At 65.8% G+C, this 25,577-nt stretch carries 21 protein-coding genes, 1 tRNA gene and 1 pseudogene; 13 read left to right on the forward strand and 10 right to left on the reverse strand.

What is annotated here, in order from left to right; all coding sequences use genetic code 11:
* The first annotated feature begins 86 nt into the window (after positions 1 to 86).
* Together JX552_RS03375 and JX552_RS31785 are read left to right on the forward strand one after the other, a co-directional pair.
* Positions 87 to 1,028, forward strand: a complete 942-nt coding sequence (locus JX552_RS03375; RefSeq protein WP_230589185.1) for a hypothetical protein — start codon at positions 87 to 89, stop codon at positions 1,026 to 1,028.
* A 411-nt stretch (positions 1,029 to 1,439) separates the two neighbouring features.
* Complete coding sequence (locus JX552_RS31785; RefSeq protein ID WP_230589186.1) at positions 1,440 to 1,667, forward strand: tyrosine-type recombinase/integrase; 228 nt, start codon at positions 1,440 to 1,442, stop codon at positions 1,665 to 1,667.
* Between the two features lie 35 nt (positions 1,668 to 1,702).
* Here the strand turns inward: JX552_RS31785 and JX552_RS03385 are convergent.
* Positions 1,703 to 1,776 (reverse strand) — tRNA-Gly (locus JX552_RS03385).
* 629 nt (positions 1,777 to 2,405) lie between these two features.
* Here JX552_RS03385 and JX552_RS03390 point away from each other — a divergent pair.
* The 5 genes from JX552_RS03390 to JX552_RS03410 all read left to right on the forward strand — a co-directional run bounded on the left by JX552_RS03390 (position 2,406) and on the right by JX552_RS03410 (position 8,407).
* Positions 2,406 to 3,077, forward strand: coding sequence for a VldE C-terminal domain-containing protein (locus JX552_RS03390; protein ID WP_205876084.1), 672 nt, complete (start codon positions 2,406 to 2,408; stop codon positions 3,075 to 3,077).
* A 32-nt stretch (positions 3,078 to 3,109) separates the two neighbouring features.
* Positions 3,110 to 3,682 carry a dCTP deaminase gene (gene dcd, locus JX552_RS03395; RefSeq protein ID WP_205876085.1) on the forward strand — a complete coding sequence of 191 codons (573 nt, stop codon included), beginning with the start codon at positions 3,110 to 3,112 and terminating at the stop codon, positions 3,680 to 3,682.
* Between the two features lie 87 nt (positions 3,683 to 3,769).
* Positions 3,770 to 5,455 (forward strand): DUF7159 family protein, encoded by a 1,686-nt coding sequence (locus JX552_RS03400; protein ID WP_205876086.1) that lies wholly within the window; start codon positions 3,770 to 3,772, stop codon positions 5,453 to 5,455.
* A 119-nt stretch (positions 5,456 to 5,574) separates the two neighbouring features.
* Positions 5,575 to 6,999, forward strand: a complete 1,425-nt coding sequence (locus JX552_RS03405; protein ID WP_431195914.1) for a DUF7159 family protein — start codon at positions 5,575 to 5,577, stop codon at positions 6,997 to 6,999.
* 76 nt (positions 7,000 to 7,075) lie between these two features.
* Positions 7,076 to 8,407, forward strand: coding sequence for a UDP-glucose dehydrogenase family protein (locus JX552_RS03410; RefSeq protein ID WP_205876087.1), 1,332 nt, complete (start codon positions 7,076 to 7,078; stop codon positions 8,405 to 8,407).
* On the opposite strand, the gene JX552_RS03415 is transcribed toward JX552_RS03410, so the two are convergent.
* From JX552_RS03415 to JX552_RS03430, 4 genes are all read right to left on the reverse strand, one after another.
* Positions 8,397 to 10,172, reverse strand: a complete 1,776-nt coding sequence (locus JX552_RS03415) for an N-acyl-D-amino-acid deacylase family protein (RefSeq protein WP_205876088.1) — start codon at positions 10,170 to 10,172, stop codon at positions 8,397 to 8,399. The two genes, JX552_RS03410 and JX552_RS03415, sit on opposite strands and share 11 nt — an antisense overlap.
* Before the next feature lie 39 nt (positions 10,173 to 10,211).
* Positions 10,212 to 10,838 (reverse strand): TetR/AcrR family transcriptional regulator, encoded by a 627-nt coding sequence (locus JX552_RS03420; protein WP_205876089.1) that lies wholly within the window; start codon positions 10,836 to 10,838, stop codon positions 10,212 to 10,214.
* Between the two features lie 225 nt (positions 10,839 to 11,063).
* On the reverse strand, positions 11,064 to 12,398 hold the full coding sequence (locus JX552_RS03425) for an RNA-dependent RNA polymerase family protein (RefSeq protein ID WP_205876090.1): 1,335 nt from the start codon (positions 12,396 to 12,398) through the stop codon (positions 11,064 to 11,066).
* The gene (locus JX552_RS03430; protein WP_205876091.1) at positions 12,388 to 14,472 is read right to left on the reverse strand and encodes a hypothetical protein; all 2,085 of its coding nucleotides are present in this window, start codon (positions 14,470 to 14,472) and stop codon (positions 12,388 to 12,390) included. The genes JX552_RS03425 and JX552_RS03430 overlap by 11 nt, the downstream gene beginning before the upstream one ends.
* Positions 14,473 to 14,668: 196 nt before the next feature.
* Here JX552_RS03430 and JX552_RS03435 point away from each other — a divergent pair, with 196 nt between their 5' ends.
* Entirely contained in the window at positions 14,669 to 15,445 is a 777-nt protein-coding gene (locus tag JX552_RS03435) for a ribonuclease T2 family protein (RefSeq protein WP_205876092.1), read from the forward strand.
* 36 nt (positions 15,446 to 15,481) lie between these two features.
* Here JX552_RS03435 and JX552_RS03440 read toward each other — a convergent pair whose 3' ends face one another.
* On the reverse strand, positions 15,482 to 17,455 hold the full coding sequence (locus tag JX552_RS03440) for a PE domain-containing protein (RefSeq protein ID WP_205876093.1): 1,974 nt from the start codon (positions 17,453 to 17,455) through the stop codon (positions 15,482 to 15,484).
* A gap of 156 nt (positions 17,456 to 17,611) precedes the next feature.
* Positions 17,612 to 18,097 carry a winged helix-turn-helix transcriptional regulator gene (locus JX552_RS03445; protein ID WP_205876094.1) on the reverse strand — a complete coding sequence of 162 codons (486 nt, stop codon included), beginning with the start codon at positions 18,095 to 18,097 and terminating at the stop codon, positions 17,612 to 17,614.
* A 97-nt stretch (positions 18,098 to 18,194) separates the two neighbouring features.
* On the opposite strand from JX552_RS03445, the gene JX552_RS03450 reads away from it, so the two are divergent.
* The 5 genes from JX552_RS03450 to rfbA all read left to right on the forward strand — a co-directional run bounded on the left by JX552_RS03450 (position 18,195) and on the right by rfbA (position 21,525).
* Entirely contained in the window at positions 18,195 to 18,896 is a 702-nt protein-coding gene (locus JX552_RS03450; RefSeq protein ID WP_205876095.1) for an SDR family oxidoreductase, read from the forward strand.
* An 8-nt stretch (positions 18,897 to 18,904) separates the two neighbouring features.
* Entirely contained in the window at positions 18,905 to 19,330 is a 426-nt protein-coding gene (locus JX552_RS03455; protein ID WP_205876096.1) for a tautomerase family protein, read from the forward strand.
* 169 nt (positions 19,331 to 19,499) lie between these two features.
* On the forward strand, positions 19,500 to 20,255 hold the full coding sequence (locus JX552_RS03460) for a maleylpyruvate isomerase family mycothiol-dependent enzyme (protein ID WP_205876097.1): 756 nt from the start codon (positions 19,500 to 19,502) through the stop codon (positions 20,253 to 20,255).
* An 11-nt stretch (positions 20,256 to 20,266) separates the two neighbouring features.
* Positions 20,267 to 20,641, forward strand: coding sequence for a nuclear transport factor 2 family protein (locus tag JX552_RS03465; RefSeq protein WP_205876098.1), 375 nt, complete (start codon positions 20,267 to 20,269; stop codon positions 20,639 to 20,641).
* 17 nt (positions 20,642 to 20,658) lie between these two features.
* On the forward strand, positions 20,659 to 21,525 hold the full coding sequence (gene rfbA, locus JX552_RS03470; RefSeq protein ID WP_205876099.1) for a glucose-1-phosphate thymidylyltransferase RfbA: 867 nt from the start codon (positions 20,659 to 20,661) through the stop codon (positions 21,523 to 21,525).
* Positions 21,526 to 21,544: 19 nt separating this feature from the next.
* Here rfbA and JX552_RS03475 read toward each other — a convergent pair.
* From JX552_RS03475 to JX552_RS03485, 3 genes and pseudogenes are all read right to left on the reverse strand, one after another.
* Positions 21,545 to 22,552: pseudogene (locus JX552_RS03475) on the reverse strand (PE family protein); the annotation flags it as partial.
* Between the two features lie 160 nt (positions 22,553 to 22,712).
* Positions 22,713 to 24,158, reverse strand: a complete 1,446-nt coding sequence (locus tag JX552_RS03480) for a PE family protein (protein WP_205876101.1) — start codon at positions 24,156 to 24,158, stop codon at positions 22,713 to 22,715.
* A gap of 111 nt (positions 24,159 to 24,269) precedes the next feature.
* Positions 24,270 to 25,559 carry a pyridoxal phosphate-dependent aminotransferase gene (locus JX552_RS03485; protein WP_205876102.1) on the reverse strand — a complete coding sequence of 430 codons (1,290 nt, stop codon included), beginning with the start codon at positions 25,557 to 25,559 and terminating at the stop codon, positions 24,270 to 24,272.
* Between the last annotated feature and the right edge of the window lie 18 nt (positions 25,560 to 25,577).

The following is a 25,577-nucleotide window of genomic DNA, read 5'->3' on the forward strand; positions in this document are numbered from 1 at the left end:
GACTCGTGTCGGATGGCGGTCGTACAGTGACCTCAGTCGCTCGAACGCATGAGCGAGCCGCGCCGTGCCGAAGGAACCCTGCTGTAATGATGATCCCCGACTACGACCAGGCCGAGATTCTCTCGTTTGAGTGGGGTGACATGCAGCTGCTCTCCAAGATCGTGGGTAACACGGTTAACCCGCTGACGGGGGACCGCAACTTGTCGATGGTGCCCTATGAGAACTCCGTCCAACCGGTTCAGTTGAAATTTGAGCCGCCCCTAATCGAGCATGCGGTGGGCGTGAACCACGGCTTTCGGCACCATTGGGAGCTACTTACGTACGCGTTCAACCTGCCAGATCCCGGGGCGTTCCCGGTGCTGCCGGGGTTGACGGACGACGACCGCCGGGTCCTCAAGCGCTATGCGCGGATGTGTCGTCAGCTTGCGGGATATTCCGCGCTGAACGAGGAAAGTGGTATGCGCTACAGCTTCAAGAGCGGCGGAGCCCCCGAAATCACGTTGGTGTTCCCGTCGCCCGAAGCTTTCGCCGGGACCTCGCTCGCCTTCCGTCAATTGCACAGCGACGACGAATTCGCGTCTTTCACTCGCACGCGGGGCAGGATCATGAAGGCCGTTAAGTTGCTGTCCGCGAGCGAGAAGGAGAGTGCGAGAAGGGTTGTAGCGCAGTGGGCAAAAGCGCGTGGCGCATTGATGAACAGAATGCTGAACACCATCGTGTGTGAGATGGCCGCCCCACCGGTTCCGCCGGATCGTGAGGTGCCGCCGTTCAGCTATGCGAACATCAACCCGCAGAAGCTGATCTTGACCTTCAACTATGGCGACACGATCCACTTCTCGGAAGACGAAGAAGCGAACCTGTCGACGCTGCTGGAAGCTGAACAGAACGCCTGCTATTACAAGCACTCGGTGCTGAGCGCCATAACGAATCTCAGTCACCTCTACTTCGGGTTCGCCGTGTTGGCTGAGTCCGCAATGGCAGACGGGGGTGGGCGAGGCGCAATGGCCTCCGGATCGGCAGCCGATTAGCAAACCAAAGTAAGTCCCGCCCGCGACCGGGCCGACTAGGGGCGTCTCCGGTGCCCGGTTCTACAGGGCGACCTGCTGGCCGGAGTAGGCGCGCGCCTCGCCGGGTGGACGGCGGTGCTGCCGGGGCCGACCAATCCGCTGCGCGGTGGGTCGACACGCGGGGCCTTCGGCATGTAGATGCCGCCTTGGGAGGGTGGCCGGCCGTTGAGGTGGGTCGCGACCAGCCCCGCGCCGAAACCCAGTTCGGTGTCGGTGTGGTGTTGGTCGCGGGCGAGCTGGAGCGGGTGTTGTGATCGCCGCTGGCGGGGCGCTGCTTCTGGTGGTGGGCCGCGCCACGGTTCGGGTGCGGTCATCGTCCTAGGTCTCGCCGCGACGGCGGCGGCCCCGATCGTGTACAGGTTACTGGCTGCCGTGAAGAAGGCCGGGCCGCGACACTTGAAACTGCACGGCGCGCGGCACACGGCCGCCACCCAATCGGCACTCGATGGCGTCGCTCCAGCTGTCATTGCCGCGTGGCTCGGTCACACGGATGCCAGTTTCACGATGAAGCGCTATACGCACTCGCAGCCCGAGGCGCTGAAGTCCGCTGGTGACACTTTCGATCGAGTTGTGACATCTCGTGACACTCAGCAGGGCTAATCGAATAACTCGCACACTGTTGATGCTGGTCAGGGTGGAGCCGATGACGGGAATCGAACCCGCGTATTCAGCTTGGGAAGCTGATGTTCTGCCATTGAACTACATCGGCGCTGTTGCCAGAGAAGGCTAGCATCGGTCGATGCCGGAAGGTGTGCGGGTCGAACAAAATCTGGACCGTTCCCGTGAGGCCCGAACGGGTTCCGGGGGTCGTTGAGGTGGACGTACCCAGGATGTTCGATCGTCGGTACGGGGCCGATCCCACCCGGTCGTCGGCGTCAGGGGGCGCGACGCCGATGACTGGCACGGAACGGGCGGCCAGACCTGGTCCCGACAGCGACGGGGCAGGATCCGCGAGACCGTCGCCGGTGTCGACGAACCCCACGCATGGGTGTATCGCATCACAGACCTGCGGGGTCCCCTCGCCGCACTGCTCGCCAACATCGAGGCTGAGTTCCTCTTCGAGCCGGCGCGGGAACCCGAATCACATCGCGCTACAACATTTTCCGCGATCTCGCTTGATGGCGCCCGCATTGTCCACCTTCGGCTTGGTTCTGGTGGGGCCACGCACGCCGGATGCTTGGAGGAACTGACGAACCGACTGATCGGCCGACTGTGCCAACGGCCGCGAATTACAGCAATGTTATTCGCGAAGTAGTTAATGCAGTGAATTAGTGCGAATCCTAAAAATGTGATGTTTACCCTTTCGTTATTATCCGTGACCTCGTATTGTGACCTTCCGTGGGCAGGCATGAGTTAGCTAGGAAGCCGCGGAAATCGCCCGCAGCGCTGGCTGCGGGCCTAGCTTCTGCCGCTGTGTACTTCGCGGTGGGTGGTGACGTCAGTCCCGTCAGCGCCGCCCGCGCTGAAGTCAAGACCTTGTTCGCCGAGACCGAGTGCTGCATAGAGCTCGCCGCGGCACCGGTCGCGCCCAGCATCGACACCTCCCACCTGAAGTTCAGCATCGAGGAGATGGCTCCCGCGCAACGATCGCGGGCTGACCGATCGCGAGCCAACGCGGGATCCCGCATGCTTCCCGTCGGCGTCGCCCCCGAGGCCGGCCTTCAGGTCAAGACCATCCTGGTGGAGCGCAGCATCAGCGCGCTCTTCCCCGAAATCCACCAGATTGGCGGAGTCCGGCCGGACGCGCTGCGGTGGCATCCCGAAGGTTTGGCGCTCGACGTGATGATCCCGAATCCGAGCTCCGATGAGGGAATCGAGCTGGGGAACGCGATCGTCACCTTCGTGCTACAGAACGCCGAGCGGTTCGGCATCCAGGACGCCATCTGGCGCGGCGTTTACTACACGCCCGGCGGGGGTGCCCAATCCGGCGGGTATGGCCACTATGACCATGTCCACGTCACCACCACCGGCGGCGGATATCCGAGCGGGGACGAAATCTACGTCCGGTAACCGGGACGGACACCGACAGCTACGCTCGTCGGGTGCTGCTCTCCGACCGTGACCTCAGGGCCGAGATCGCCGCTGGTCGACTGTGCCTCGACCCGTTCGATGACGCCCTGGTCCAGCCGTCCAGCATCGACGTCCGGCTCGACTCGCTGTTCCGCGTCTTCAACAACACCCGTTACACGCACATCGATCCCGCGAAACAGCAGGACGAACTGACCAGCCTCGTGGAACCCGAACAGGGCGAGCCGTTCGTCCTGCACCCGGGCGAGTTCGTGCTCGGGTCAACGTTGGAGCTGTGCACGCTGCCCGACGATCTCGCCGGACGGCTGGAAGGGAAGTCGTCGCTGGGCCGTTTGGGTTTGCTGACGCATTCCACAGCGGGCTTCATCGACCCGGGCTTCAGCGGCCACATCACACTGGAACTGTCCAACGTGGCAAACCTGCCGATCACGCTGTGGCCGGGGATGAAAATCGGCCAGTTATGCATTCTGCGACTGACCAGCCCGGCGGAGCACCCGTACGGCAGTTCACAAGTAGGCTCCAAGTATCAGGGGCAGCGGGGGCCGACACCGTCACGGTCGTATTTGAACTTCATAAGTTCCACCTAGCCGGCGCATAGCCTCCGGGGCCACAATGGAATTCGACGGCCACGCGAGGTGTTTCCTCCCGCGGGCCGTTGCACCGTGGGAGGGGTTTTGGACGTCGTACTCGGGGTTTCGATGGCACCTTCGGCGGTACGCCTGGCGTTGGTCGAGGGTGAGGACGCCGACGGCGTAATCATCGACGAAGACGGCTTCCGCATGACCGACGACACAGCCGCCACCTACGCGCCCGGGCGCGTGCTGGAGGCCATCCTGGGCACCCGCGAAGGCGCCTGCGACGCGGGACTTCGGCTGTCCTCCATTGGAGTTAGCTGGACAGATTCGGCACAGGCGGCCGCCCTGCGCGACGCCCTGGCCGCCCACAAAGTCGAGAACGTGATGCTGGTGTCGGCCTTCCTGGCGGCGGTTGCGATGGGGCAGTCCGTCGGCGTCGCCGTGGGTTACGAGCGGACGGGCGTTCTGTTCGTCGAGCCGGACAGCGCCACCCTCGCTGTGGTGGATACCCGGGATGGCTCGTTGTGCGACGTGCGACGCCAATTTCTGGCCGAAGACGACGATGCCGCGGTAGCCGAATTGGCGCAGCTGTTGTCGACCGCGGAGACGTTGCGAGCCCGCCCGGACGGCATCTACGTGGTCGGTTCGGGCGTCGACGTGCCGATGATCAAGCCCGCGCTGGATGCGGCGACGACGCTGAGGGTCAGTGTGCCCGAGGAGCCGGACATGGCGCTGGCCCGCGGTGCGGCGCTGGCATCAGGCAGTTCTCCGTTGTTCGCGGCGACCACCGCCGCCCTGGCCTATGCGCAAGTCGGCGAAGAGCTTCCCGAAGCCCATGAGTTCGACGATGGCGACATCTCCGAGGGCGAGCCGGCCAAGCGACGGCCCGCGTTGCTGCTCGGCAGCGGTGTGGCGGTGGTCGCCTGCGCGGCAGCCATTGCGCTGGAAGTGGCGCTGGCGATCACCATCCGCCCGACCGTCGCCCTGCAGCCTAGGCCGAGCGAGAACCACTTCGTCGCCCCGATGCAGCCACCGGCCGCCGCGCCGCCAGAGGTTGCCGCGCCCCAGCACAAGATCGACCTGCCGGCTGCGCCGCGAGTCGAAATTCCGCAACGGCCGGCGCCGGCGGCTGCGGCGCCGGTAGCGCCAGCACAGGCTGCGCCCGCGATCCCGGCACCGGCAGCACCGGCTCTGCCCGCGCCGGCTCTGCCCGCTCCTCGGGTACAAGACCCCGTTGTCGTTCCGCCGGTGATCCCCATCCTGGTGCCGCCCATCCAGGTTCCTCGCCAGCAACCCCAGCTACCCGCTCCGCGCGCGCCGATTCCGGCGTCACCGCCGCGTGTGCAGAATCCCGTCCCGCAGGCGCCGGTAATCCAGATTCCGCAGGCGCCGGTCATTCAGGTCCCGAAGGCGCCGGTGCCCAACCCGGGCCGGGGTCCCGTTGGTGGTGGGGGCCCCGGTGGACGCGGCCCGTTCGGTGGTGGTCCCGGAGCGCAGGGGCCGTTCGGCGGGGGTGGCGGACCTGGCAACCAAGGGCCGTTCGGCGGCGGTGGTCCCGGCGGGCGTGGGCCTTTCGGCGGTGGACCCGGTGGTCACGGTCCGTTCGGAGGCGGCGGCGGACCGGGTGGGCGCGGGCCTTTCGGCGGTGGACCCGGTGGTCACGGTCCGTTCGGAGGCGGCGGCGGACCCGGCGGACATGGACCGTTCGGTGGCGGTGGCCACGGCGGCTTCGGTGGCGGTGGTCACGGCGGCGGCTTCGGCGGAGGCGGCGGCGGGCACAAGTAGCCCGGCCCGGCGTTTGTGAGTTTGTCCTACAAAGGAAACTCAAATGGGTACGAATCCGGTGCGCGGGTACCGTTATAGAACACGGGTTGGGGAATCCGCACAGTCTATTTGGGGGAGCTTTGGACACCGTACTCGGCGTGTCGATGGCACCGACCGCGGTTCGGATGGTGCTGGTCGAAGGCGAAAACGGCGATGGCGCGCTGGTCGACGAAGACAGCATCGATGTCAAGGCGGAGGATGCGCCCACGTTCAACGCGGCCGATCAGGTCATCTCGGCGATTCTCGGGACCCGTGAAGGGGCCGCCGAGGGCGGCTACCAGCTGGCCTCGACGGGCGTGACCTGGCGCGACCCCGCCCAAGCGGCGGAATTGCGCGACGCGCTGGCCAGCCGCAAGATCGAGAACGTCATGCTGGTCTCGGCTTTCCTGGCCGCGGCGGCCCTGGCGCATTCCGTCGGCAACGAAACCAACTACGCCCAGACGGCGCTGCTGCTCATCGAGCCCGACACCGCGACGCTGGCCGTGGTGAACAGCGCCGACGGATCGGTCGCCGACATCCAAACCCAGCAGCTTCCCGCGGATGACGACGCCGCCGTGGCGCGGCTGGCGGAGATGGTCGCCACGGCCGAGACGCTGCAGACCCATCCCGACGCCGTCTTCATCGTCGGCTCGGGCGTCGACGTGCCGATGATCAAGCCTGCCCTCGAGGCCGCGACCACCCTGCCGGTGACGCTGCCCGAAGAACCCGAGACCGCTCTAGCCTGGGGCGCGGCGCTGGCGTCGGCGAACACCCCGCTGTTGTCCGCATCGACCGCGGCCCGCGCCTACGCCCAGGATCCGGGCACCGGGGCTTACGAGCCGTTCGTGCTGAACCCTGCGTACTTCGATAACGCGAACGCAGCAGACGGCGCGCTGGCCTACAGCGCCGTCGATGCCGATCATGAAGAGCCGAAAACAGAGGGTCGCCGGCCATTGGGGTTGCTCGGCGGCGCGTTGCTGTCGATCTTCGTGGTCGGGGTGGCGTCGCTTGTCGTAGCGCTGGCCGTCAGCATCCGGAGCACGTCGAGCACCCGGCCCGATCCCGGTCAAGCGCTCGTCGTGCCCACTCCCGCGCCCCAGGCCCCCGCGCCGACCCCCCAGGCTCCGGCGCCCGTGCCCGAGCAGGCTCCCGCGCCGACACCGCAGGCTCCCGCCCCGGTGCCCGAGCAGGCTCCGGCGCCGCAGCAGGCTCCACAAGCACCCGTCCAGGTGCCGCAGGCGCCAGCGCCGGCGCCGGCCCCCCAGGCTCCGGCCCCTGCTCCGGCCGCACCCGCCCCCGTGCCGGTGCCGGTACCCGTTCCGGTGCCGCAGTTACCGCAGATCTTCACCCCGCAGTTCCCGCTCGGTCCGGGCGGCGGCGGCGGCCGCGGCGGCGACGACCGCGGACCGGGTGCCGGTAAAGGCCCGGGTCCTAAGTTGCCCGGCGGTGGCGGCCCCGGTAAAGGCGGCAAGGGCGGCAAAGGCGGCCGGGGCGGGTTCAATATCCCCGGTATCCCAGGCTTCTGATTTCGCCGGGTAGCTGTCATCTGCCGTTCAGCGTCGCGATGCGGCCCGCTCATCGCGGGCACCTACACACGGTGGTATGCGATGCACCGTTTTCGGCACCGGTTACCTCGGTGCCACCCACGCGGTCGGAATGGCAGAGCTGGGACACGAGGTCGTCGGGGTTGACATCGACCCGGGTAAGGTTGCCAAGCTCGCTGGTGGCGACATTCCCTTCTACGAACCTGGCTTGCGAAAGCTGTTGACTGCCAACCTGGCTGCGGGGCGGTTGCACTTCACGACCGACTATGACATGGCGGCCGAATTCGCCGACGTCCATTTCCTCGGCGTCGGCACGCCGCAGAAGAAGGGTGAGTACGGCGCCGACATTCGACACGTGCACGCCGTGATCGATGCGCTGGTGCCGCGGTTGACGAAGACTTCCGTGCTGGTCGGCAAATCGACTGTGCCAGTGGGAACCGCGGCCGAACTGAGCCAACGTGCCGCCGCACTGGCGCCCGAGGGGGTCGGCGTCGAAATCGCCTGGAACCCGGAGTTTCTCCGCGAGGGCTACGCCGTCCACGACACGTTGCACCCCGACCGCATAGTGCTTGGGGTGCAACAGGATTCCACCCGCGCCGAGGCCGTGGTGCGTGACCTTTACGAGCCGCTGCTGAACGCGGGGGTTCCGTTCCTGGTGACCGACCTGCAGACTGCGGAGCTCGTCAAGGTCTCCGCCAACGCTTTTCTGGCGACCAAGATCTCGTTCATCAACGCGATATCGGAAGTGTGCGAGGCGGCGGGTGCCGACGTCAGCCTGCTGGCCGATGCCCTCGGATACGACCCGCGTATCGGACGGCAATGTCTCAACGCCGGTTTGGGTTTCGGTGGCGGGTGCCTGCCCAAGGACATCCGCGCGTTCATGGCCCGGGCGGGGGAGTTGGGCGCCGACCAGGCGCTGACCTTCCTGCGCGAGGTCGACAGTATCAACATGCGGCGCCGGACCCGGATGGTCGAACTGGCCACCGCGGCCTGCGGCGGCTCGCTGCTCGGTGCCAACATCGCGGTGCTCGGTGCGGCGTTCAAGCCGGAATCCGACGATGTGCGGGATTCGCCGGCGCTCAACGTGGCCGGCCAGTTGCAACTCAACGGCGCTGCCGTCAACGTCTACGACCCGAAGGCGCTCGACAACGCGAATCGGCTGTTTCCGACGTTGAACTACGCGGTTTCGGTCGAAGAGGCGTGCGAGCGTGCGGATGCCGTTCTGGTGCTTACCGAATGGCGGGAATTCGTCGACCTCGACCCCGACGACCTCGCCGACCGGGTGCGGGCTCGCGTGGTGGTCGACGGCCGCAACTGCCTCAACGCCGGCCGCTGGGAGAACGCGGGTTGGCGGGTGTTCCGGCTAGGTGCGCGACGCCCTACGCGGTGACGGCCAGCGGCACGTTACGCGGGCGGCCATCGGCGCGCAGGAACCCACCGGTGCGCTCGCGTCCGAGAATTTCGGTGGGCTGCCCGTGCCGGAACACCTCCCGACCCGAGACGAAGACGGTGGCGACGGTGGCGTCGTTACGGTTCACCATCCGTGAAAGGTTTTCGTAGACTTCGACGTTCGCTTCGTGATAGGCGTCCAGTGAGTCATCTAGTCGGTCCGGGTCGACGACCACCAGGTCGGCCCAGTCGCCCACCCGCAGATGGCCGGCGTCCAGTCCGTACCAGTCCGCCAGTTCACCGGTCAGTCGGTGTACGGCCTGCTCGACCGTCAGGAACGGACGGCCCTGCCGGTCGGCGTCGCGAACATGCCGGAGCAGCCGCAACCCGCTGTTATAGAACGCCATGTTCCGCAGATGCGCGCCGGCGTCGGAGAATCCGATCTGCAGGCCCTGCATCTGGGCCAGTCGGCGCAGCATCTCCGGGCGATGGTTGGAAATCGTTGTGCGCCAACGGATCGCGGTCCCGTGCTCTAGGACGAGGTCGAGGAAGGCGTCGACGGGATGCAGGCCGCCGCGTTCCACGCCGACCTGACCGAACGACTTGCCGATCACCGACTCGTCGGGACAGGAGACGATCTCGGCGTCGAAGAAGTCCCGGTGCCAGGCGCGCGGGCCGAACTTGGTGTCGTAGTCCTTCCGGAACTGCCTGCGATACTCCTCGTCGCGCATCAGTTCGTTGCGTTCGACTTCGTCCTTGAGATGCAGCGCTGCGGCCCCGGCGCCGAATTCTTCGAACACGACCAGGTCGATCCCGTCGGCGTACACCTCGAAGGGCACCGGTAGGTGCTGGAAGCGGAAGTCGCCACCGAGCCGATTTACCATGGCGGCCAGCCCGCTCGTCAACCAGATGGTTCCCGGCGCCGACTTCATGTCCGCCGCCGCCAGGAGACTGGTCTTCAGGTGGCGCCGGCGGATCCCCAGCGACTGCAGTGCTTGCGAGACGATGTTCTGCGGGTGGCTGATGTCCGGACCGGACTGTAGGACGCGACCGGTGCGCCGCAGCAATGACTTCAGCCGACGCAGTTCGCGGCCCTTGGCGTAGGTGGACGGCAGCGTGCGGGACCGGCAGGTTTCGCCGTCGATCTTGTCGAAAAGCAGTTGCTGCGAAGACATTCCGAGGAAGCCGGCGTCGAGTGCCTCGGCCAGCATCTGTTCCATCCGGGCCTGCTCGGCGGCGGTTGGCCTGACGTCCTTGCGGGTCGCCCGGTCCAGGCCCATCACGGCGGTCCGCATGTCGGAATGGCCGATGAAGGCCGTCACGTTGGGGCCGAGTGGCAGCGATTCCAGGGCGTCGATGTACTCCTGCGGGTTCGTCCACGACTTGTGCTCGCCGACGATGCGGACCACGTGCTCGTGTGGGATCGCTTCCACCCGGCCGAACAGATCGGCGGCCTCGCCAGGGTTGACATGCACCGTGGACAGTGAGCACGACCCCATCACGATGGTGGTGACACCGTGGCGCACGGATTCCGAGAGCGCGGGCGCGGCCAGCACCTCGGCGTCGTAGTGGGTATGGATGTCGATGATGCCCGGCATCACCCATTTACCCTCGGCATCAATGACATTCGGGCAGCCTTCGGTATCCAGCGGGGTCGGGGACACCGCGGCGACCCGGCCGTCACGAATCCCGATGTCGCGGATTGCCGACGGCGCTCCGGTGCCGTCGAACCACCTGCCGTGTACGACCACTGCGTCGAAAGTCAATATGACCACCTCACTCGACTGGACATTCTATCGAGGTTGTCAGTTCGAGGTGGTGGCTGCCCCCTTGAAGACGACTTCGGCGGTCAGCACCGGCGCGACCCAGCGGCGCAGGTACGAACGCAGCACCTCGCCGGTGCGCGGGGGCCGGCCGGGGTCGATGGTGAAGGACTGCAGGATGCGCAGCGTGTACTCGGCCAGGTCATCCAGGTCGGCGTCGGCAAGACCGAACGCGGCCCAGTCGACGTCCAGGCCGGCGAGGATGCCGTGGCTGAACTTGATCCCGATGTCGGAAGTGATGCCGGCTGAGGCCTTCGTGAAATCGCGTAGCAGCATCAACTGGATGTGTTTGTCGCTCGGCAACCACTCCAACGTGAACGCCAGGCTTTCCACCAGGGCCTCGACCGGATCGGTCATGCCGGCCAGGTGTCTGGACAGTACTTCGCAGAACCGCATGCCGGAGCGCGTGGCGGCGGCCTCGATGAGAGTGTTCGTTCCCGGGAAGTAGTTGTAGACAGTCTGGCGGGACACGCCGAGCGTCCGTGCCACATCGGCAATCCGCATGTCACCGCCGCGTTGCTCGATGGCTTCGGCGGCGGCGTCGAGGATACGTTCGATCGCCTCGTCGTCGGTAGCGGGCCTCAGACCGCTCCACCCATGGGTGCGCATGGCAGAGAGGTTACGGTCTGAGCGGGACTTCCACCGAATCCGGTGCGGGCCAACGGGGGGCTGCGGTCGCCGGACTCGAGGTCGGCGGTTGGAAGCGAAAAAAGAGGGCGCGGGAAAAAACACAACAGTGAGGGACTGAAAGCCTCGGCCTCTGTGGTCCCTCGAAAACGGCCGCCCGAAGACGGGGTCCGCGCCCTCGGGAAGAACTAATCACTTCGCCGGCTGTCACCGCAAATTGCGCAGGTGGACGAGCGATACCAGGCCCATGTCGCGTCGCAGGACCGCGGGCGGCAGCGCACGAAATCCGCGTACCCCGGGCCGGCGGGTGGCTACTTGCGCGATCTTGCGTGCGATGCGGAAATCCAGGTCTTTAAGGACCCCCCGATCCGTCGTCGTTTCAAGGAGACCGGCCAGGCCGGAAACCGCGAACGGGCTCGTCGCGTCCAGCATGACGTTGGTGGCCAGCACGAGCTGGCGCGCTCGCTCGCTGACCGGCAGCGGCGCCAGGGCAGAGGAGGCGGCATCGATCCGGGTGGCAATGCGTCCGACGAAGCGGCGCAGTCGATCTGGCGCCAGGGTGATCGTGCCGGCATGGCTGACCGACAGTCCGAGGCAGTCGATGCGGTTGCGCCCCCGGTAGGCGGGATCCGTTGGACAGCAGAGCCCATTCCCGCCGAGGGCGGTGCGGAACTCTTTCGCGGGCTTCCGCTTTACGCCCAGCTCACCGAGCAGTGCATCGATTCGTGCATCTGCCTCGTGGAGTGCGGCAACCTCCGGATGGGCCACGATGAAGTCGTCGTTGTAGCGCGCGTAGAAAATTCCGTCGATCTCGACGATGGCGGCGTCCATGGGTATGACCGCCAGGTTCCCGATGATCGGTACCAGCGGGGTTCCCATCGCGGTGCCGTACAGCCGGGTGAACGCTGCGCCGTCCCGATCCCGCACCACGGGACGAGCCAGGGACGCGATGAGATTCCAGACGTCCGCCCCCAGTTCGCCGGTCGGACTCCCCAGCGTCGCGACTTCTCGCAGGATTCGCCACAGCGCCGCGCCCGGGCCGACGGGCAGATCATCCCCGTAATGTTCGAAATCCGACTGGAGGACATAAAGCGGCGGACCTTTCACCCCCACCCGCTTGCGATGAGCGCGAACAAAACCGGCGAGTGCCCGCGCAGCTGCCACATTCGTCAAGCCGGGCAGATAGGAGTAGACGCCGGGGAGGCCATGGCAGCGCGCATTGTGGGAAAGAAGCTGGAAGAGTGCCGAGCCGACCACGTGGTCGATGAAGGCTGGGAGATGGACCGCGCGGCATTTCCCGTTGTATTCGCGAAAACGAAGGTCCACGGGCTCCGGACGGTATTCGCCGCTGGCGACGCTGTGGGCTATCGCCCTCGCAAGCGCCCGCCGCTCGGTTGCGGTGCTGAAATATGTGAGCCCCCCGCCCGCCTCACTGAATGCCAAGCCGCGCTGCCGTCTCTTCGCGAAAATCCGCATGATGGCGTCTTCATATATTTGCGGCTCGGCCAGCCGCTTTTCGATGTCGACCGGTTCAGCTGTCACGACCGCCCCCCGCGGTCTGTGCGCTGCCACGTCGGAGCTGCCAGTCCTTGACGATTCGCATCCAGCTTTCGAATAGCGCAGGCTCGGGATCGTGCGGCAACACGAACAGCAGGCGCAACTTTGCCTGGTGGAAGACCGGGGTGAGAAAGCGCCCTGACAGCGCGACAACGCTGACACCGTCTTCGAGGCAATTCACTGCGGCTGGTAGCGCCCTTGCCAGCAGTCCCATTTCGAGTTTGCGCATGTCCTGTTTTCCCTCGAGCGTTTCCAGGTCGAACACGATGCCATCGGTGAAAAGCGTGCGAAATTGCAGGCTCAGACTTTGGGGGCCGTCCGGCGCCGGCTGATCCGGGGGTGGTATCCAGTCGTCGGCGCGGAGCCGGTGCAGCGCATCCCGTCCGTTCGTCATCGGCGCGGGCAAAGACTTCCCGCGATTTGCTGCGCCGCCGGTGGCCGCCTGCAGCGCCAGGTGAGGCGGGGCTTCGGTGTCGCCGTTCGAGGTTCGTCTGTAATAGAAAAGGGTCGTCGGCGACCGGAACGCGAAGTGTCCCTGGCCATCGAATGTCTGCTGCATCAGCGTGACCGCAGCGGATCTCTGTTTCGCCGGGATCCACTCGGGAAGCATGATCTTGCCGACAAGCACCGGTCCTGACTCGTGGTCGAGTTCGCGCATCCAGTCGCCCAACGCAAGCAGGGTGGGAAGCGACGGGGCACGCCGGTCCCGAAGGTGCTGCAGGTTGATGAGAACGATGAGAACCGTGACCATGGCGGCCACGACCTCAAGGAAATCGGAGACCGGGTGCGGGTCGAGCCATACCAGCCCCAGCAACGCCGCCCACAACGCGATTGTCGCAATGAGCGTGCCGAAATAGCCCTCGGCGAAAAAGCGGATCTGGTAGATGCCGACGACGCCGCGTATGACGAAGAGGGGCAGCAGGGCCAGCACGAAGCTGAACGGTATGTCGCGCAACACGGTCAGGCCCAGCGCGGCTGCGAGCGACCAGAAGTAAAAAGAGATGAACGGCGTAGTCATCAATAGTTTGCGAAAAAACGGGAGCTGAAAGTCGCGAAGCGCGGGGATATGCCGGAGCCGGGCGAAGTCGAAATAGAAGAGGCCGGTGCCCTCGTATGCGCCACGGAACAACGGCAGGATCAGATAGAAGAATTGTGCGGTGTCGACATGCCGCCAGGCCGGTACGCCGGCGGTCAGGTCGAGGGCCCTGGCGTCGGTGTGGTAAATGCCCAGCACAGTGAGAACGACCAGGGCGTCGAGGCGTAGACCGAGTCCCGCCATGGTCGTCTGCAATGCGAGTCGGGGCGGGATCCGTGGCAGCGCACGGAAACCTACTTCAGCCGCGCCGGATTTCGGCCAGAGGCCCATCAATCGATAACTGCTGAGCGTGTACTGAACGGTCATCCAGATGCCGATCGCATTGGACGTGACGATCGCGATGATGATTGCCGCGGTCGGGTACCAATAGAAGCCGGCGCTGAGCACCACCAGCTGCACGACGGTCGGGGCGAGCAACGACCAAAAAGGTCGGTAAATGCGCCGCGTGGCGTATATGCCGGAATGAAGCACCCGGACCGACAAACGGACCGCGGTTTCCAGGACTACCAGAAATGCATAGAAAAGTCCGACCGGGTCGTGGCCGGACGGTAGCTGAGTTACCAGAGCGATGCCGCCGACGATGGTCAAGACCGATGCCGCGACCATCGAGAGGACGAGCCAGCTGCCGATCTCGCGCTCGGCTGCATCCCGCTCCCCGGATCGGGAGAACGCTCTGAGCCGCTCACGCATGACCTCCAGGAGCCCCCACCAGCCGCCGCTGACGATGAGGCTGCCGACGCGCAGGACGACGATAGTGAACGCGGCCAGCCTGCCGAGGCTGGCGAGAAGAATCAGAAACTCGATGGCGTGGACGAGGAATCGCGCCGTATCGAGCAGCAGCGCGTAGCGCAGACGGTAGCGGAGGTACCCGAAGATCGTGCCGGTGAGAAGGCTCGCGAAAAGTGAGACCGTGTGGTTTTGCCGACGTGCCGTCCGATCGAACCAGCGATCGATGTCGTTCATCGGAGCTTCGGTGTGGAGTTTCACGAACGGGGGGCAACCTTTGCTGAGCCTTCGGGGCGGTTGATGCGAATGGCGATGCCGGTACCTTTCGCCGTCGTAGCGTCGATTTCCTCGCGTAATTGTGGTGAGCCGCTTTGCGCATTACGTCAGCCGGATCGCGGTGCCTCACGAGCGGCCTTGTTGAGAAGATTGCAGCATGAAGCGGGGCGACGTAGCCGTAATTTCCGTATCCGTCGGCTTGGCGGCGGTGGTTGCGGCGGTTGTCGTCTTGAGGTTTGTGGTCGCCGATCGCACGTCCGGTTCGTCGGTGAATGACCCGGGAGGCAGCACCTCGAGCCTGCTGGTTGTGACGTGGGGACCCAGCCTCTGCAAGGCGGAGTCGTCCAGCCCGGGGTGCGCAAACGGCCACGTCAGCACGTTGGGACGCACATTGATCCTGCACGGACTGTGGCCCCAGCCGCCCAGCGAGCAATTCTGCGGCCTGCCGAAAACTGTCGCCGATCGTCGCGGTGGCCTGCACGATGCCGATTTGCCGGCGGTGAATCTGCCTGAGAACGTCACAACGAAATTGCAGTCGATGATGTCCGACGCCACTGTCATGGCCCGATACGAGTGGTATCGGCATGGGACATGCTCAGGTGTCACGCCTGCCGTTTATTACGGCTACGCCATATCGCTCACCGAACAGGTCAGAAGAACCCTTGATCCGGTGTTCGGCGCGGCTGCAGGCGGGCAGTTATCCGCAAGCGCGGTACGGGAGCGGTTTGATAGAGAATTCGGTAGGGGAGCGGGCATGCGGGTCGGACTGAAATGTCGCAGCGCCGATCGGGAGGGGCTCGTCGTCTACGAGGTGCGGCTGTCGTTTCCGCCGGTCGCCGATCTTGGACACGATGGGGGACCGGTGTCGCTGAGGGACGCGCTCGGCAAAGGGCCGACCATACCCGCTGGCTGCCGGTCTGGACGCGTGCCATGAATTGGTCCTGACGTCCCGGACCCCCGACCGCTACCGCTAGGGAAGGAATGGGTTGAGAATCGGGGGGATGATCCTGTTGCCGGTCACGCCGGTGAGCCGGACCCAGATCTGTGCGGGGATGTTGAGCGATTGGTAGAGACCGGCACCGATCCAGGAGACCGGTACCTGCAGGAAGCTGGGCGCCGATTGGACGATGCCGGCTATCGGGTCGTATGCCAGATAGGGAATCGAGGTTGCGATGGTTCGCGACACGAGGGTCGCATCGGTCAGGGGATCGGGGTAACCCTGTGCGGCGAAGTCGGCGCTGAGCACGCTGAACAGGTTGACGTCGGGATTGACGTAGGTTCCGTCGAAGACGGGGGACGTCAGGGGTGCACCCTGCATGTAGGGCAGCGGCGGAATGTCGAATGCGTCCATGATCGTGGGCGTCGTACTGAGGATCTGCCACGAGTTGTTGATGAACCCGTCCCGCACATCGTTGCCGGCTTGATCGAAGATGAGGAATGTCGCTGTCTCGCTGGGTGATTGGAAGCCGTGACCGCGGCCGAACTGGTCGGGCCCGATGTGACCGTGGTCGGTGACGACGAGGGTGGTCCATTCTTCGGTGGGGTTGGCGTCCTCCCATGCCCATACCGCTCCCAATATGCCGCCCCCGCCGTTGGTTTGGGAACCGAGATTGGCGTCCAGGTTCCGAAGAGCCAGCGCGTACTGCGGCGAGTCGCCACCGTATTCATGTCCGACGTGATCGACACCCGCGAAGTACGAGAAAATGAGATTGCCCTTGTCCGGATCGGCCAGCGAAATGGCGGTTCGGGTCTTCTGGCCCACGAGGTCCTGCGTCGCGAGCCAGTCCGTGTCGCCAGGGACCTGCGGAACGAATTCGATGTGGTCGGCGGGATGCGAGCCGGCGCCGGCGATCTCGGCTATGCCCCCGGTGCCGTTGGCAATGACCGTGGTGACGACTTCGTCGCCATAGGCGGCCTCGAGCTGGTTATAGACGGTCGGCCAATCGTCATACGTCCAGGGAGTGAAAACGTTGTTGCTCACGCCGGCTGTTTCGCCCCACACCCCGGTTTGAATTGTCGTCCACGAGGGGTTGGAGAAGCTGGTGTGCCCGATGATCGTCGAGGCTGAGGTGACGCTCTGCTGCATGAAGGCGTGGAAGTTCGCCGTCCCCACGGGATCGGCCAGGATCTTGGCGAGGTTGGTGCCGTCGGTGCCGATCAGCAGGAAGTTCGCGTCCGGTGTGGCCAGCAGCAGCAGGGCGGCCTCTTGCGGCGACGCGAACATCACGTTCGGGTAGTACGTCCCGGTGTTGCCGGTCGCGCCAGCGGCGCCGAACAGCGACCATGCCCGGCCGCCGATCCCGCCGGGCCCGGCGGCGATGATGCCGCCGCCGACGCCACCTGTGCCGCCGGCTCCGCCACTGCCCCACAACGACCCGCCCATGCCGCCGGCGCCGCCGGCCCCGCCCCGGATACCGCCGGTGCCACCGACGCCACCGTTGCCAATCAATCCGGCACTACCGCCGCGGCCTCCCGCTTGACCCAGGCCACCGGAGGCGCCCGCGCCGCCGTTGCCCCACAAGATCCCGCCGTCGCCGCCCGCTTGCCCGGTGCCGGGGATGCCGTTGAACCCGTCGCCGATCAGCGGGCGGCCCAACAACAAGTTCGTGGGCGCATTGATCGCACCCAGTACGTTGCCGGGCACGGCCCGCAGCGGGCTGGCATTGGCCGTTTCGGCGAGGCCGTAGGCGCCGGCGGCCGCCCGGACCGCGTGGGCAAACTGTTCCTGCGACAACGCGATCTGAGCACCGAGCGCCTGGTAGTCCCGGGCGTAGCCGGAAAACAGCGAGGCAATCGCCGCCGACACCTCGTCACCGGCCGCAGCCGCCAGCGTGCTGGTCGGACCTAACGCCGCCAAGTTCGCCGCCCGCAGGGAAGAGCTGATGCCCGCCGTATCCGCCGCGGCGGCCACCAACGACTCAGTTGCCGCGACGAGATAGGACATGGTGGTCCTCCCACCCGATAGCCTCTTGGCGTATCGAAGGACATGACGAAGCCCACACTCTACGCGATTGCGGGATACTGCCAGTGGCGACCGTTGCCGACCCGTATTCCACCAAGATTCCAGCTGTGGACACCTCGCCAACTGTGACCCGGTGTTCTACCGCCCTTTGGACGCGGAGTTGACCCGAATCTCGATGCCATCGGAATCCATTGCCGTAGCGCCGTATTCATCGGTGACCCGCACACCGAGGGGCCGGCCGGTTTCGGCATCGACGAAGCGCAAGGGGCCCTGGCCGTTGTGCAGGTGCTTGTCGCCCCACTGCACCAGGGAGAGGAACACCGGTAGTAAGTCCTTGCCCGCCGGTGTCAGGCGGTACTCGTCGCGAACCCGTCGGCCTGGTTCCTGATATGGAACCCGCGTGATGATGCCGGCGGATTCCAGTTGTTTCATCGCTCGCGACACCGCCGGCGCAGAGGTGCCGATCCGCTCCACAAAATCCTCGAACCGCGTTGTGCCGTAGAAACATTCGCGCAGCACCAAAAACGTTGTTTTGGTGCTCAGCAGGTCTAGGGCCTTGGCCATCGAGCATTCATCGCCGATCGACCACTTCTTCCGGTCGCGCAGCTTCTTCTCGAACTCCATGGCGCACCTCACATAACTAACGATTGCGTTATCCAGCATAGCGTGCTTCCATCTAGATAACGAAAGCGTTAGTCAGATGATCGGAAGGAAGCGTGCGATGGTCGCAGTAGCCGACAAGGTGGTTGTGATTACGGGAGGTCGACGCGGTCTGGGCGCGGCACTCGTCGACGAGGTTTTGGCCCGCGGGGCGCGGAAGGTCTACTCCACCGCCACAACCTCGTTCACCGATGGCCGAACGCAGGTGGTCACCCACGAACTCGAGGTCCGCGACGCCGAGTCGGTCGGCGCACTCGCCCGTCTGGCTGGTGACGCCGACATCGTGATCAACAACGCCGGCATCCTCATTCCCGAACCGCTGCTGACGGGACACTTCGACCACATGGCGAAAACCTTTGACATCAATGTCTTTGGGCCGCTGCGGGTGACCCGCGCATTCGCGCCGATCCTGGCAGCCAACGGCGGCGGAGCGGTGGTCAACGTGCATTCGGTGCTGTCCTGGCTCGCCGGCAGCGGAGCCTATGGTGCGTCCAAAGCCGCTATCTGGTCGGTGACCAACTCGCTGCGTGTCGAGTTGGCGTCCCAGGGCACCCAAGTCGTGGGCGTGCATGCCGGTTTCATCGACACGGACATGGTCTCGGATATCCCGATGGAGAAGACGACGCCGGCCGAGGTTGCCAGACGTATCGTGGACGGTCTGGAAGCCGGTGCCGCCGAAGTACTTATCGACGATGTCACGGTCAACGTCAAAGCCGCGCTTTCGGGCCCGGTGGAGAACCTGGCCTTCTCGATGGCGCAGTAGGAACTGTCATGCCGCTGTGGACGATTCACCATACGCCGGGCATCTTCACCGACGTTGAAAAGCGCGAGTTGGCAACGCGGATCACTGACCACTACGAGAAGGCCGGGCTGCCCCGGTTCTATGTGATCACTTTGTTCAAGGAGACCAGAACCGAGGATTTCTACGTCGGCGGCGAGCCGGCTCCGGTCGGTATCCGCGTCGTCATCGATCACATCGCCCGCCATTCCCGCGATCCGGCAGATCGTCAGCGGATCGCCCAGTGGATCAACACGATACTGACCCCGTTGGCCCAGGCGAAGCCGGATCTGCACTGGGAGTTCCACGTAGACGAAACCAGTGAGGAGCTATGGATGATCAATGGGCTGGTTCCACCGCCGGGCGGTTCAGCGGCCGAAAAGGCTTGGGCCCAAGCCAATACCCCTTCTGTCTACTGACATCACGCATGGCGTCATCCCGGCGACAATGCGACGGTTCGGCGAGCTGGCCGCTGCGCGCGGAAAACCTACAGGCCGGCGGGCACCGCGTCCGGGCTCGGTGGCTTGGCGGGAGTCCCAAGCCGACGTCTTCGCTGTCTACCGACAACTGCGAGTAGCGTCATCCTCCATGGATTACGCGTCGACCTATCTCCAAGAAACGAGGACTTTCGGCGAACTGATCCGTGCCGCCGACCAATCGACACCGGTGCCGACCTGCCCGGGCTGGACCCTTGATCAGCTGTTCCGGCATGTAGGACGCGGCGACCGCTGGGCCGCGCAGATCGTGCGCGACCGGATGGACAGATTTCTCGATTTCCGCAGCGTCGAAGACGGCAGGCCACCCGCGGATCTCAACGGCGCAATTGCGTGGCTCAACGGTGGCGCGCAGCGACTTGTCGACGCGGTCAAAGTGACCGGCGCCGACACCCCGGTCTGGACGTTCCTCGGGCCCCGGCCGGCCAACTGGTGGATCCGACGTCGTCTGCACGAGAACGTCGTGCATCGAGCCGACGCGGCCCTGGCCGTCGGCGCCGACTTCAGCCTCGATGCGGAGGTGGCGGCCGACGGGATCGACGAGTTCCTGGAACGCATCGTGATCCAGGCCGGGAAAGACGGTGCGGCACTCCCGCTGGAGGGCGGCGACACCCTGCACCTGCACGCGACCGATCCTGTGCTCGGCGAAGCCGGTGAATGGACGGTGGCCATAGCAAACGGCGTCGTCGCCTGGTCACATGAACACGGCAAAGGCACCGTCGCGCTGCGCGGAACGGCTACCGATCTGCTGCTGGCGATGACACGCCGGGTCGCACTCGCCGACACCGGCATCGCAGTATTCGGGGACGAAGCCGTATGGCAGAGATGGCTGGACCGCACGCCTCTCTAGACTTGCACCTCATGACCACATCCGAGATTGCCACCGTGCTCGCTTGGCATGACGCCCTGAACAGCGCCGACATCGAGACCCTGGTCAGTTTGTCCAGTGACGACATCGAACTCGGCGACGCGCACGGAGCTGTACAGGGACACGACGCGCTGCGCCGCTGGGTGAGCTCCCTGACAGCCAGGGCCGAGCTGGGCCGGATGTACGTGCACGACGGGATTGTCGTCGTCGAACAGCAGATCAGCGACCGCAACAAGCCCTTCAACGCGTCGACGACCGCCTCGGCATTCCGGGTGGTCCACGACCACGTCACGTCGGTGTTCCGGCACGCGGACCTGTCATCGGCATTGGCGGCGACCGAACTGACCGAGAACGACCGGGTCGACTGAGGCTTAAGGAGTCAGTCATGCGCGGGATCATCCTGGCCGGCGGTTCGGGCACCCGTCTGTATCCGATCACCATGGGCATCAGCAAGCAGCTGCTCCCGGTTTACGACAAGCCGATGATCTACTACCCGCTGACCACGCTGATGATGGCCGGCATCCGCGACATTCTGATGATCACCACCCCGCACGACGCGGCCGGGTTCCACCGACTCCTCGGTGACGGCACGCAATTCGGGATCAACCTGACCTACGCCGTTCAGGAAAGGCCGGACGGCCTGGCTCAGGCATTCGTGCTGGGTGCCGACCACATCGGCGGCGATTCAGTGGCATTGGTGTTGGGCGACAACATCTTTTACGGGCCTGGGTTGGGTACCAGCCTGAGTCGGTTCCAATCCATCAGTGGCGGAGCGGTTTTCGCGTACTGGGTGGCTAACCCATCGGCCTACGGTGTGGTGGAATTCGACGCAGGTGGCTTGGCAGTCTCGCTGGAGGAGAAACCGGCCACGCCGAAATCGCAATATGCCGTGCCAGGTCTGTACTTCTATGACAACGACGTGGTCGAGATTGCCAAGGGTCTGAAGAAATCCGCGCGTGGTGAGTACGAGATCACCGAGGTGAACCAGATCTACCTGAATCAAGGCCGGCTGGCCGTCGAGGTCCTGGCTCGCGGCACCGCGTGGCTGGACACCGGTACGTTCGATTCCTTGCTGGACGCGGCGGATTTCGTCAGGACGCTGGAGCTACGGCAGGGCCTGAAGGTCAGCGTGCCCGAAGAGGTGGCCTGGCGATTGGGCTGGATCGACGACGAGCAGTTGGCGCAGCGCGGGAAGAGCCTGATCAAGTCCGGCTACGGGAACTACCTACTGGGACTGTTGGAACGCGGGTGATCTCGCTGTTCTAGGGCTGGCCGGGCAATCCGTCCGCGCCAAACAGCACTCCGCCAGGGCCGCCGACGTTGGGGCTCCCCTTCGTGGTGCCGCCTCCGCCGTTCCCGCCATTGCCGCCGTCACCGAACAGCCCGGCCGCGCCGCCATAACCGCCCGACCCGCCTGTCGCCGTGCTGGTGCCGCCGGCCCCGCCGTTGTTGAACAGCCCTGTGCCGCCGTTCCCGCCGAACCCGCCTACGCCCACGGTCGTGGGCCCACCGGTGCCGCCTGCCCCGGCGATGCCGAACAACCCGGAATTACCCCCGCCGCCGCCATTACCGCCGGCGGTGGCGCCGTACCCCCCGGGGCCGCCGGTGCCACCGCTTGAGAACGAGAACACCCCACTGGTCCCGCCCATCCCGCCGTTTCCGCCAATCCCGGCCACAGCCAAGCCGCCGGCTCCGCCGGTGCCCCCGGTACCCCAAAGCCATCCCCCGACCCCGCCGGCGCCGCCCGTCGTCGTGCCAATTCCGCCGGCGCCGCTGGCGCCCCCAGTGCCGAACAGCCCGGCGGGACCGCCATTTCCGCCGTTTTGGCCAGGTCCGCCGGACCCTCCGGCCCCGCCGTTACCGATCAGGATTCCGCCGGCTTGGCCGTTCGCCCCGGTGCCGGGCGCCCCGTTGGCGCCGTTGCCGATCAGCGGGCGCCCCAACAGTGCCTGGGTGGGGGCATTGACCAGGTCCAGAGGCGGCTGCAGTAGCGCCGCGGCGGCGGCCTCCGCAGTGGCATACGCGTTCGCACCGGCGGTCAAGGTGGCCTCGAACTGCGCTTGAAACGCCGCCGCCTGCGCGCTCAAGATCTGATACGCCTGGCCGTGCGCCCCGAACAGCGCCGCGATGGCCGCCGAAATGTCGTCGGCGCCCGCCGCCAGCACGCCCGTGGTCGGGGCAGCGGCGGCAGCGTTCGCCTCACTGAGTGTCGAACCGATGTTGGCCAGATCAGTTGCCGCCGCAGCCACTATCTCTGGTGGCACCACCACATACGACATTGCTCAATACCCCCGGAGTCATCGTTGACACAGCGGATAAGAGCGTCGCGCATCGCCGAGGGGGCCTAATAGGGGATTTCGCGCCTACTGGTGTGCGCCATTAGACAGTTTCCAGCAGTGCGCCCTTCGATTGGGCGGCATCTGGCTTCAGGGACAAAGCCTAGGACGATCCGAAGTTGCCGGTCTGGCCGAGAAGTACCCCGCCGGCGCCGGGGAGACCCGCGGTGCCGACACCAGATCTGCCGACGTTGCCGCCGTTTCCGCCGTTGCCTATCAGGATGGCGTCACCGCCGTTGCCGCCATTCCCGCCCGGGATGCCGTTCGGTCCCGGGACCCCGCCCGCGCCGCCGGCACCACCGTCGCCGATCACTCCCGCCCTGCCGCCGGCGCCGCCATTGCCGCCGATTGCACCCAGACTGCTGCTGGCGAACGAGGTTCCGCCGGATCCGCCCGCTCCGCCCGTGCCGAAGAGGCTGCCGCCGTTACCGCCGGCACCGCCGTTGCCGCCAATGGCTGTCCCAAGGTTGTTGGGGGTGAAGGCGGCGCCGCCGGTGCCGCCGACCCCGCCGTTGCCGAACAGGCCACTGGCGCCGCCATGGCCTCCCTTGCCCGCGGTGGTGGGTCCGGTGGGGCTGAAGCTCTGTCCGCCGGTACCGCCGGCTCCACCGGCTCCGAAAATCTGCCCGCTGTTGCCGCCACTACCGCCGGCGCCGGCTGTGGTGGTGCCCCCTCCGCCGGTCCCGCCGACTCCGCCGTCACCGAACAGCGTCCCGCCGGCGCCGCCGTTGCCGCCTGCTCCGCCTGGCCCGAAGCTGCCAAAGCCACCGGCGCCGCCGATGCCACCGCCGCCGCCGAACAGGCCGCCCGCACCACCGTTGCCGCCGACTCCGCCGCCGGTCAATCCGGTACTGCCGCTGCCGCCGCTTCCTCCGGCCCCACCGGCGCCGAAGAGCGTGCCGGCGGCGCCGCCGTTGCCGCCGATCCCGCCATTGACTCCGGCGCCGCCGGAACCGCCGACGCCGCCGTTGCCGAACAACAGCCCGCCGGAGCCGCCGTTACCGCCAGCGGTGCCGTTGTTGGGATCCGTTGCGAATCCGCCGGCGCCGCCCGCCCCGCCGTTGCCGAACAGACCGGCCGCGCCGCCGTTGCCGCCCCGCTGGTCTGGGCCACCGGACCCGCCGGCCCCGCCGTCGCCGAATAGCCACCCGCCCGCGGACCCGTTTTGACCGCTCCCGGTGGCCCCGTTGGCTCCGTTGCCGATCAGCGGCCGCCCGGTGAGGGTCTGGAAGGGCGAGTTCAGCACGTCCAGCGCAGCCGCTTGCGCATTGGTCGCTTCGGCGCTGGCGTAGGCGCCGGCATTGCCGCTCAGCAACTGCATGAATTGGTCATGAAATGACGCCGCTTGGGCGCTGAGGACTTGGTAGGCATGCCCGTGCAGACCGAACATTGCGGCGATGGCCGCGGAAATCTCGTCTGCGCCGGCTGCGAGCACCTCGGTTGTGGGGATCGCCGCAGCCGCGTTGGCCTCGGTGAGAATTGATCCGATGCCGGCCACGTCCGATGCCGCCGCAGACACCAGTTCCGGCGCGACGTTAAGAAATGACATACCAACCTCCCGATAGGTTGACACAGTTGGGCGTGCTCACGCGGTGGCACGGCGAACCGCGGATCCGCATCGTATTCGATGCGGGTCACCCTGCGGCGGGAATGCGCAGAGTTACTGCCGGTAACTGGTCAGGAAGTTGCCGAGGCGTTCGATTGCCTTGGCGAGATCGCGTGCCCACGGCAAAGTGACAATGCGCAGGTGATCCGGTTCCGGCCAGTTGAATCCCGTGCCCTGGGTGACGAGGATCTTCTCCTGCAGCAACAGGTCGAGGACGAGTTGTTCATCGTCGGCGATGTCGTAGACCTCGGGGTCCAGCCGGGGGAAGGCGTATAGCGCGCCCTCCGGCTTGGTGCACGACACCCCGGGTATTTCGTTGAGCTTGTTCCAGGCCACGTCACGCTGTTCGAGCAGGCGGCCGCCGGGCAGCACCAGGTCCTCGATGCTCTGGTGGCCGCCGAGGGCGACCTGAATGGCATGTTGCGCCGGGACATTTGGGCACAGGCGCATGTTGGCCAGTAAGCTGATTCCCTCGATGAAGCTGCTGGCGTGGTCCTTGGGACCGGTGATGGCCAGCCAGCCGGCCCGGTATCCGGCGACTCGGTAGGCCTTGGACAGACCGTTGAACGTCAGGCACAGCATGTCTGGTGCCAGCGATGCCACGTTGATGTGCTTGGCATCGTCGTAGAGGATTTTGTCGTAGATCTCGTCGGCGAGTAGCAGCAGTTGATGCTTGCGCGCCAAAGCCACCATTTCAGTAAGGATTTCGCGGCTGTACACCGCGCCGGTCGGGTTGTTGGGGTTGATCACCACCAGCGCCTTGGTGCGCTCGGTGATCTTGGATTCCAGGTCGGCGATGTCGGGCTGCCAGCCCTGGGTCTCGTCACACAGGTAGTGCACCGGCGTGCCACCGGCCAGCGAGGTCGACGCCGTCCACAGCGGGTAGTCCGGTGCGGGAATCAACACCTGGTCGCCGTTGTCGAGTAAGGCTTGCAGGGTCATCGTGATGAGCTCGGAAACCCCATTGCCCAGATAGACGTCGTCGACGTCGAACCGGGGGAATCCGTCGACCAGTTCGTAGCGGGTGACCACCGCCCGACGTGCCGGCAGGATGCCCTTGGAATCGGAGTAGCCCTGCGCGTAGGGCAGCGCCTGGATCATGTCGCGCATGATCACGTCGGGTGCCTCGAAGCCGAACGGCGCGGGATTGCCGATGTTGAGCTTGAGGATGCGGTGCCCTTCGGCCTCCAGCCGGGCGGCGTGCTGGTGTACGGGCCCGCGGATCTCGTACAGGACGTCTTGCAGCTTGGACGACTGAGCGAACACGCGCTGCCGGTGATGGCCGGAGGTGTGCGCGGGCAGCTGGTGAGTAGTCACGTCAACCATGCTCCCATCGCTGTCCACCGATATTTGCTGATCGGT

Origin of the sequence: Mycobacterium gordonae, from assembly GCF_017086405.1 — a bacterium.
GTDB classification, from domain to species: Bacteria; Actinomycetota; Actinomycetes; order Mycobacteriales; family Mycobacteriaceae; genus Mycobacterium; species Mycobacterium gordonae_D.

Excerpts from the sequence above, each read along its gene's own strand:
- JX552_RS03465 (WP_205876098.1), top strand. The coding sequence starts at position 20,267 with ATGACCACATCCGAGATTGCCACCGTGCTCGCTTGGCATGACGCCCTG.
- JX552_RS03435 (WP_205876092.1), top strand. The coding sequence starts at position 14,669 with ATGAAGCGGGGCGACGTAGCCGTAATTTCCGTATCCGTCGGCTTGGCG.
- JX552_RS03440 (WP_205876093.1), bottom strand. The coding sequence starts at position 17,455 with ATGTCCTATCTCGTCGCGGCAACTGAGTCGTTGGTGGCCGCCGCGGCG.
- JX552_RS03410 (WP_205876087.1), top strand. The coding sequence starts at position 7,076 with ATGCGATGCACCGTTTTCGGCACCGGTTACCTCGGTGCCACCCACGCG.
- JX552_RS03460 (WP_205876097.1), top strand. The coding sequence starts at position 19,500 with ATGGATTACGCGTCGACCTATCTCCAAGAAACGAGGACTTTCGGCGAA.
- JX552_RS03430 (WP_205876091.1), bottom strand. The coding sequence starts at position 14,472 with ATGAACGACATCGATCGCTGGTTCGATCGGACGGCACGTCGGCAAAAC.
- JX552_RS03450 (WP_205876095.1), top strand. The coding sequence starts at position 18,195 with ATGGTCGCAGTAGCCGACAAGGTGGTTGTGATTACGGGAGGTCGACGC.
- rfbA (WP_205876099.1), top strand. The coding sequence starts at position 20,659 with ATGCGCGGGATCATCCTGGCCGGCGGTTCGGGCACCCGTCTGTATCCG.
- JX552_RS03480 (WP_205876101.1), bottom strand. The coding sequence starts at position 24,158 with ATGTCATTTCTTAACGTCGCGCCGGAACTGGTGTCTGCGGCGGCATCG.
- JX552_RS03455 (WP_205876096.1), top strand. The coding sequence starts at position 18,905 with ATGCCGCTGTGGACGATTCACCATACGCCGGGCATCTTCACCGACGTT.
- JX552_RS03445 (WP_205876094.1), bottom strand. The coding sequence starts at position 18,097 with ATGGAGTTCGAGAAGAAGCTGCGCGACCGGAAGAAGTGGTCGATCGGC.
- JX552_RS03375 (WP_230589185.1), top strand. The coding sequence starts at position 87 with ATGATGATCCCCGACTACGACCAGGCCGAGATTCTCTCGTTTGAGTGG.
- JX552_RS03420 (WP_205876089.1), bottom strand. The coding sequence starts at position 10,838 with ATGCGCACCCATGGGTGGAGCGGTCTGAGGCCCGCTACCGACGACGAG.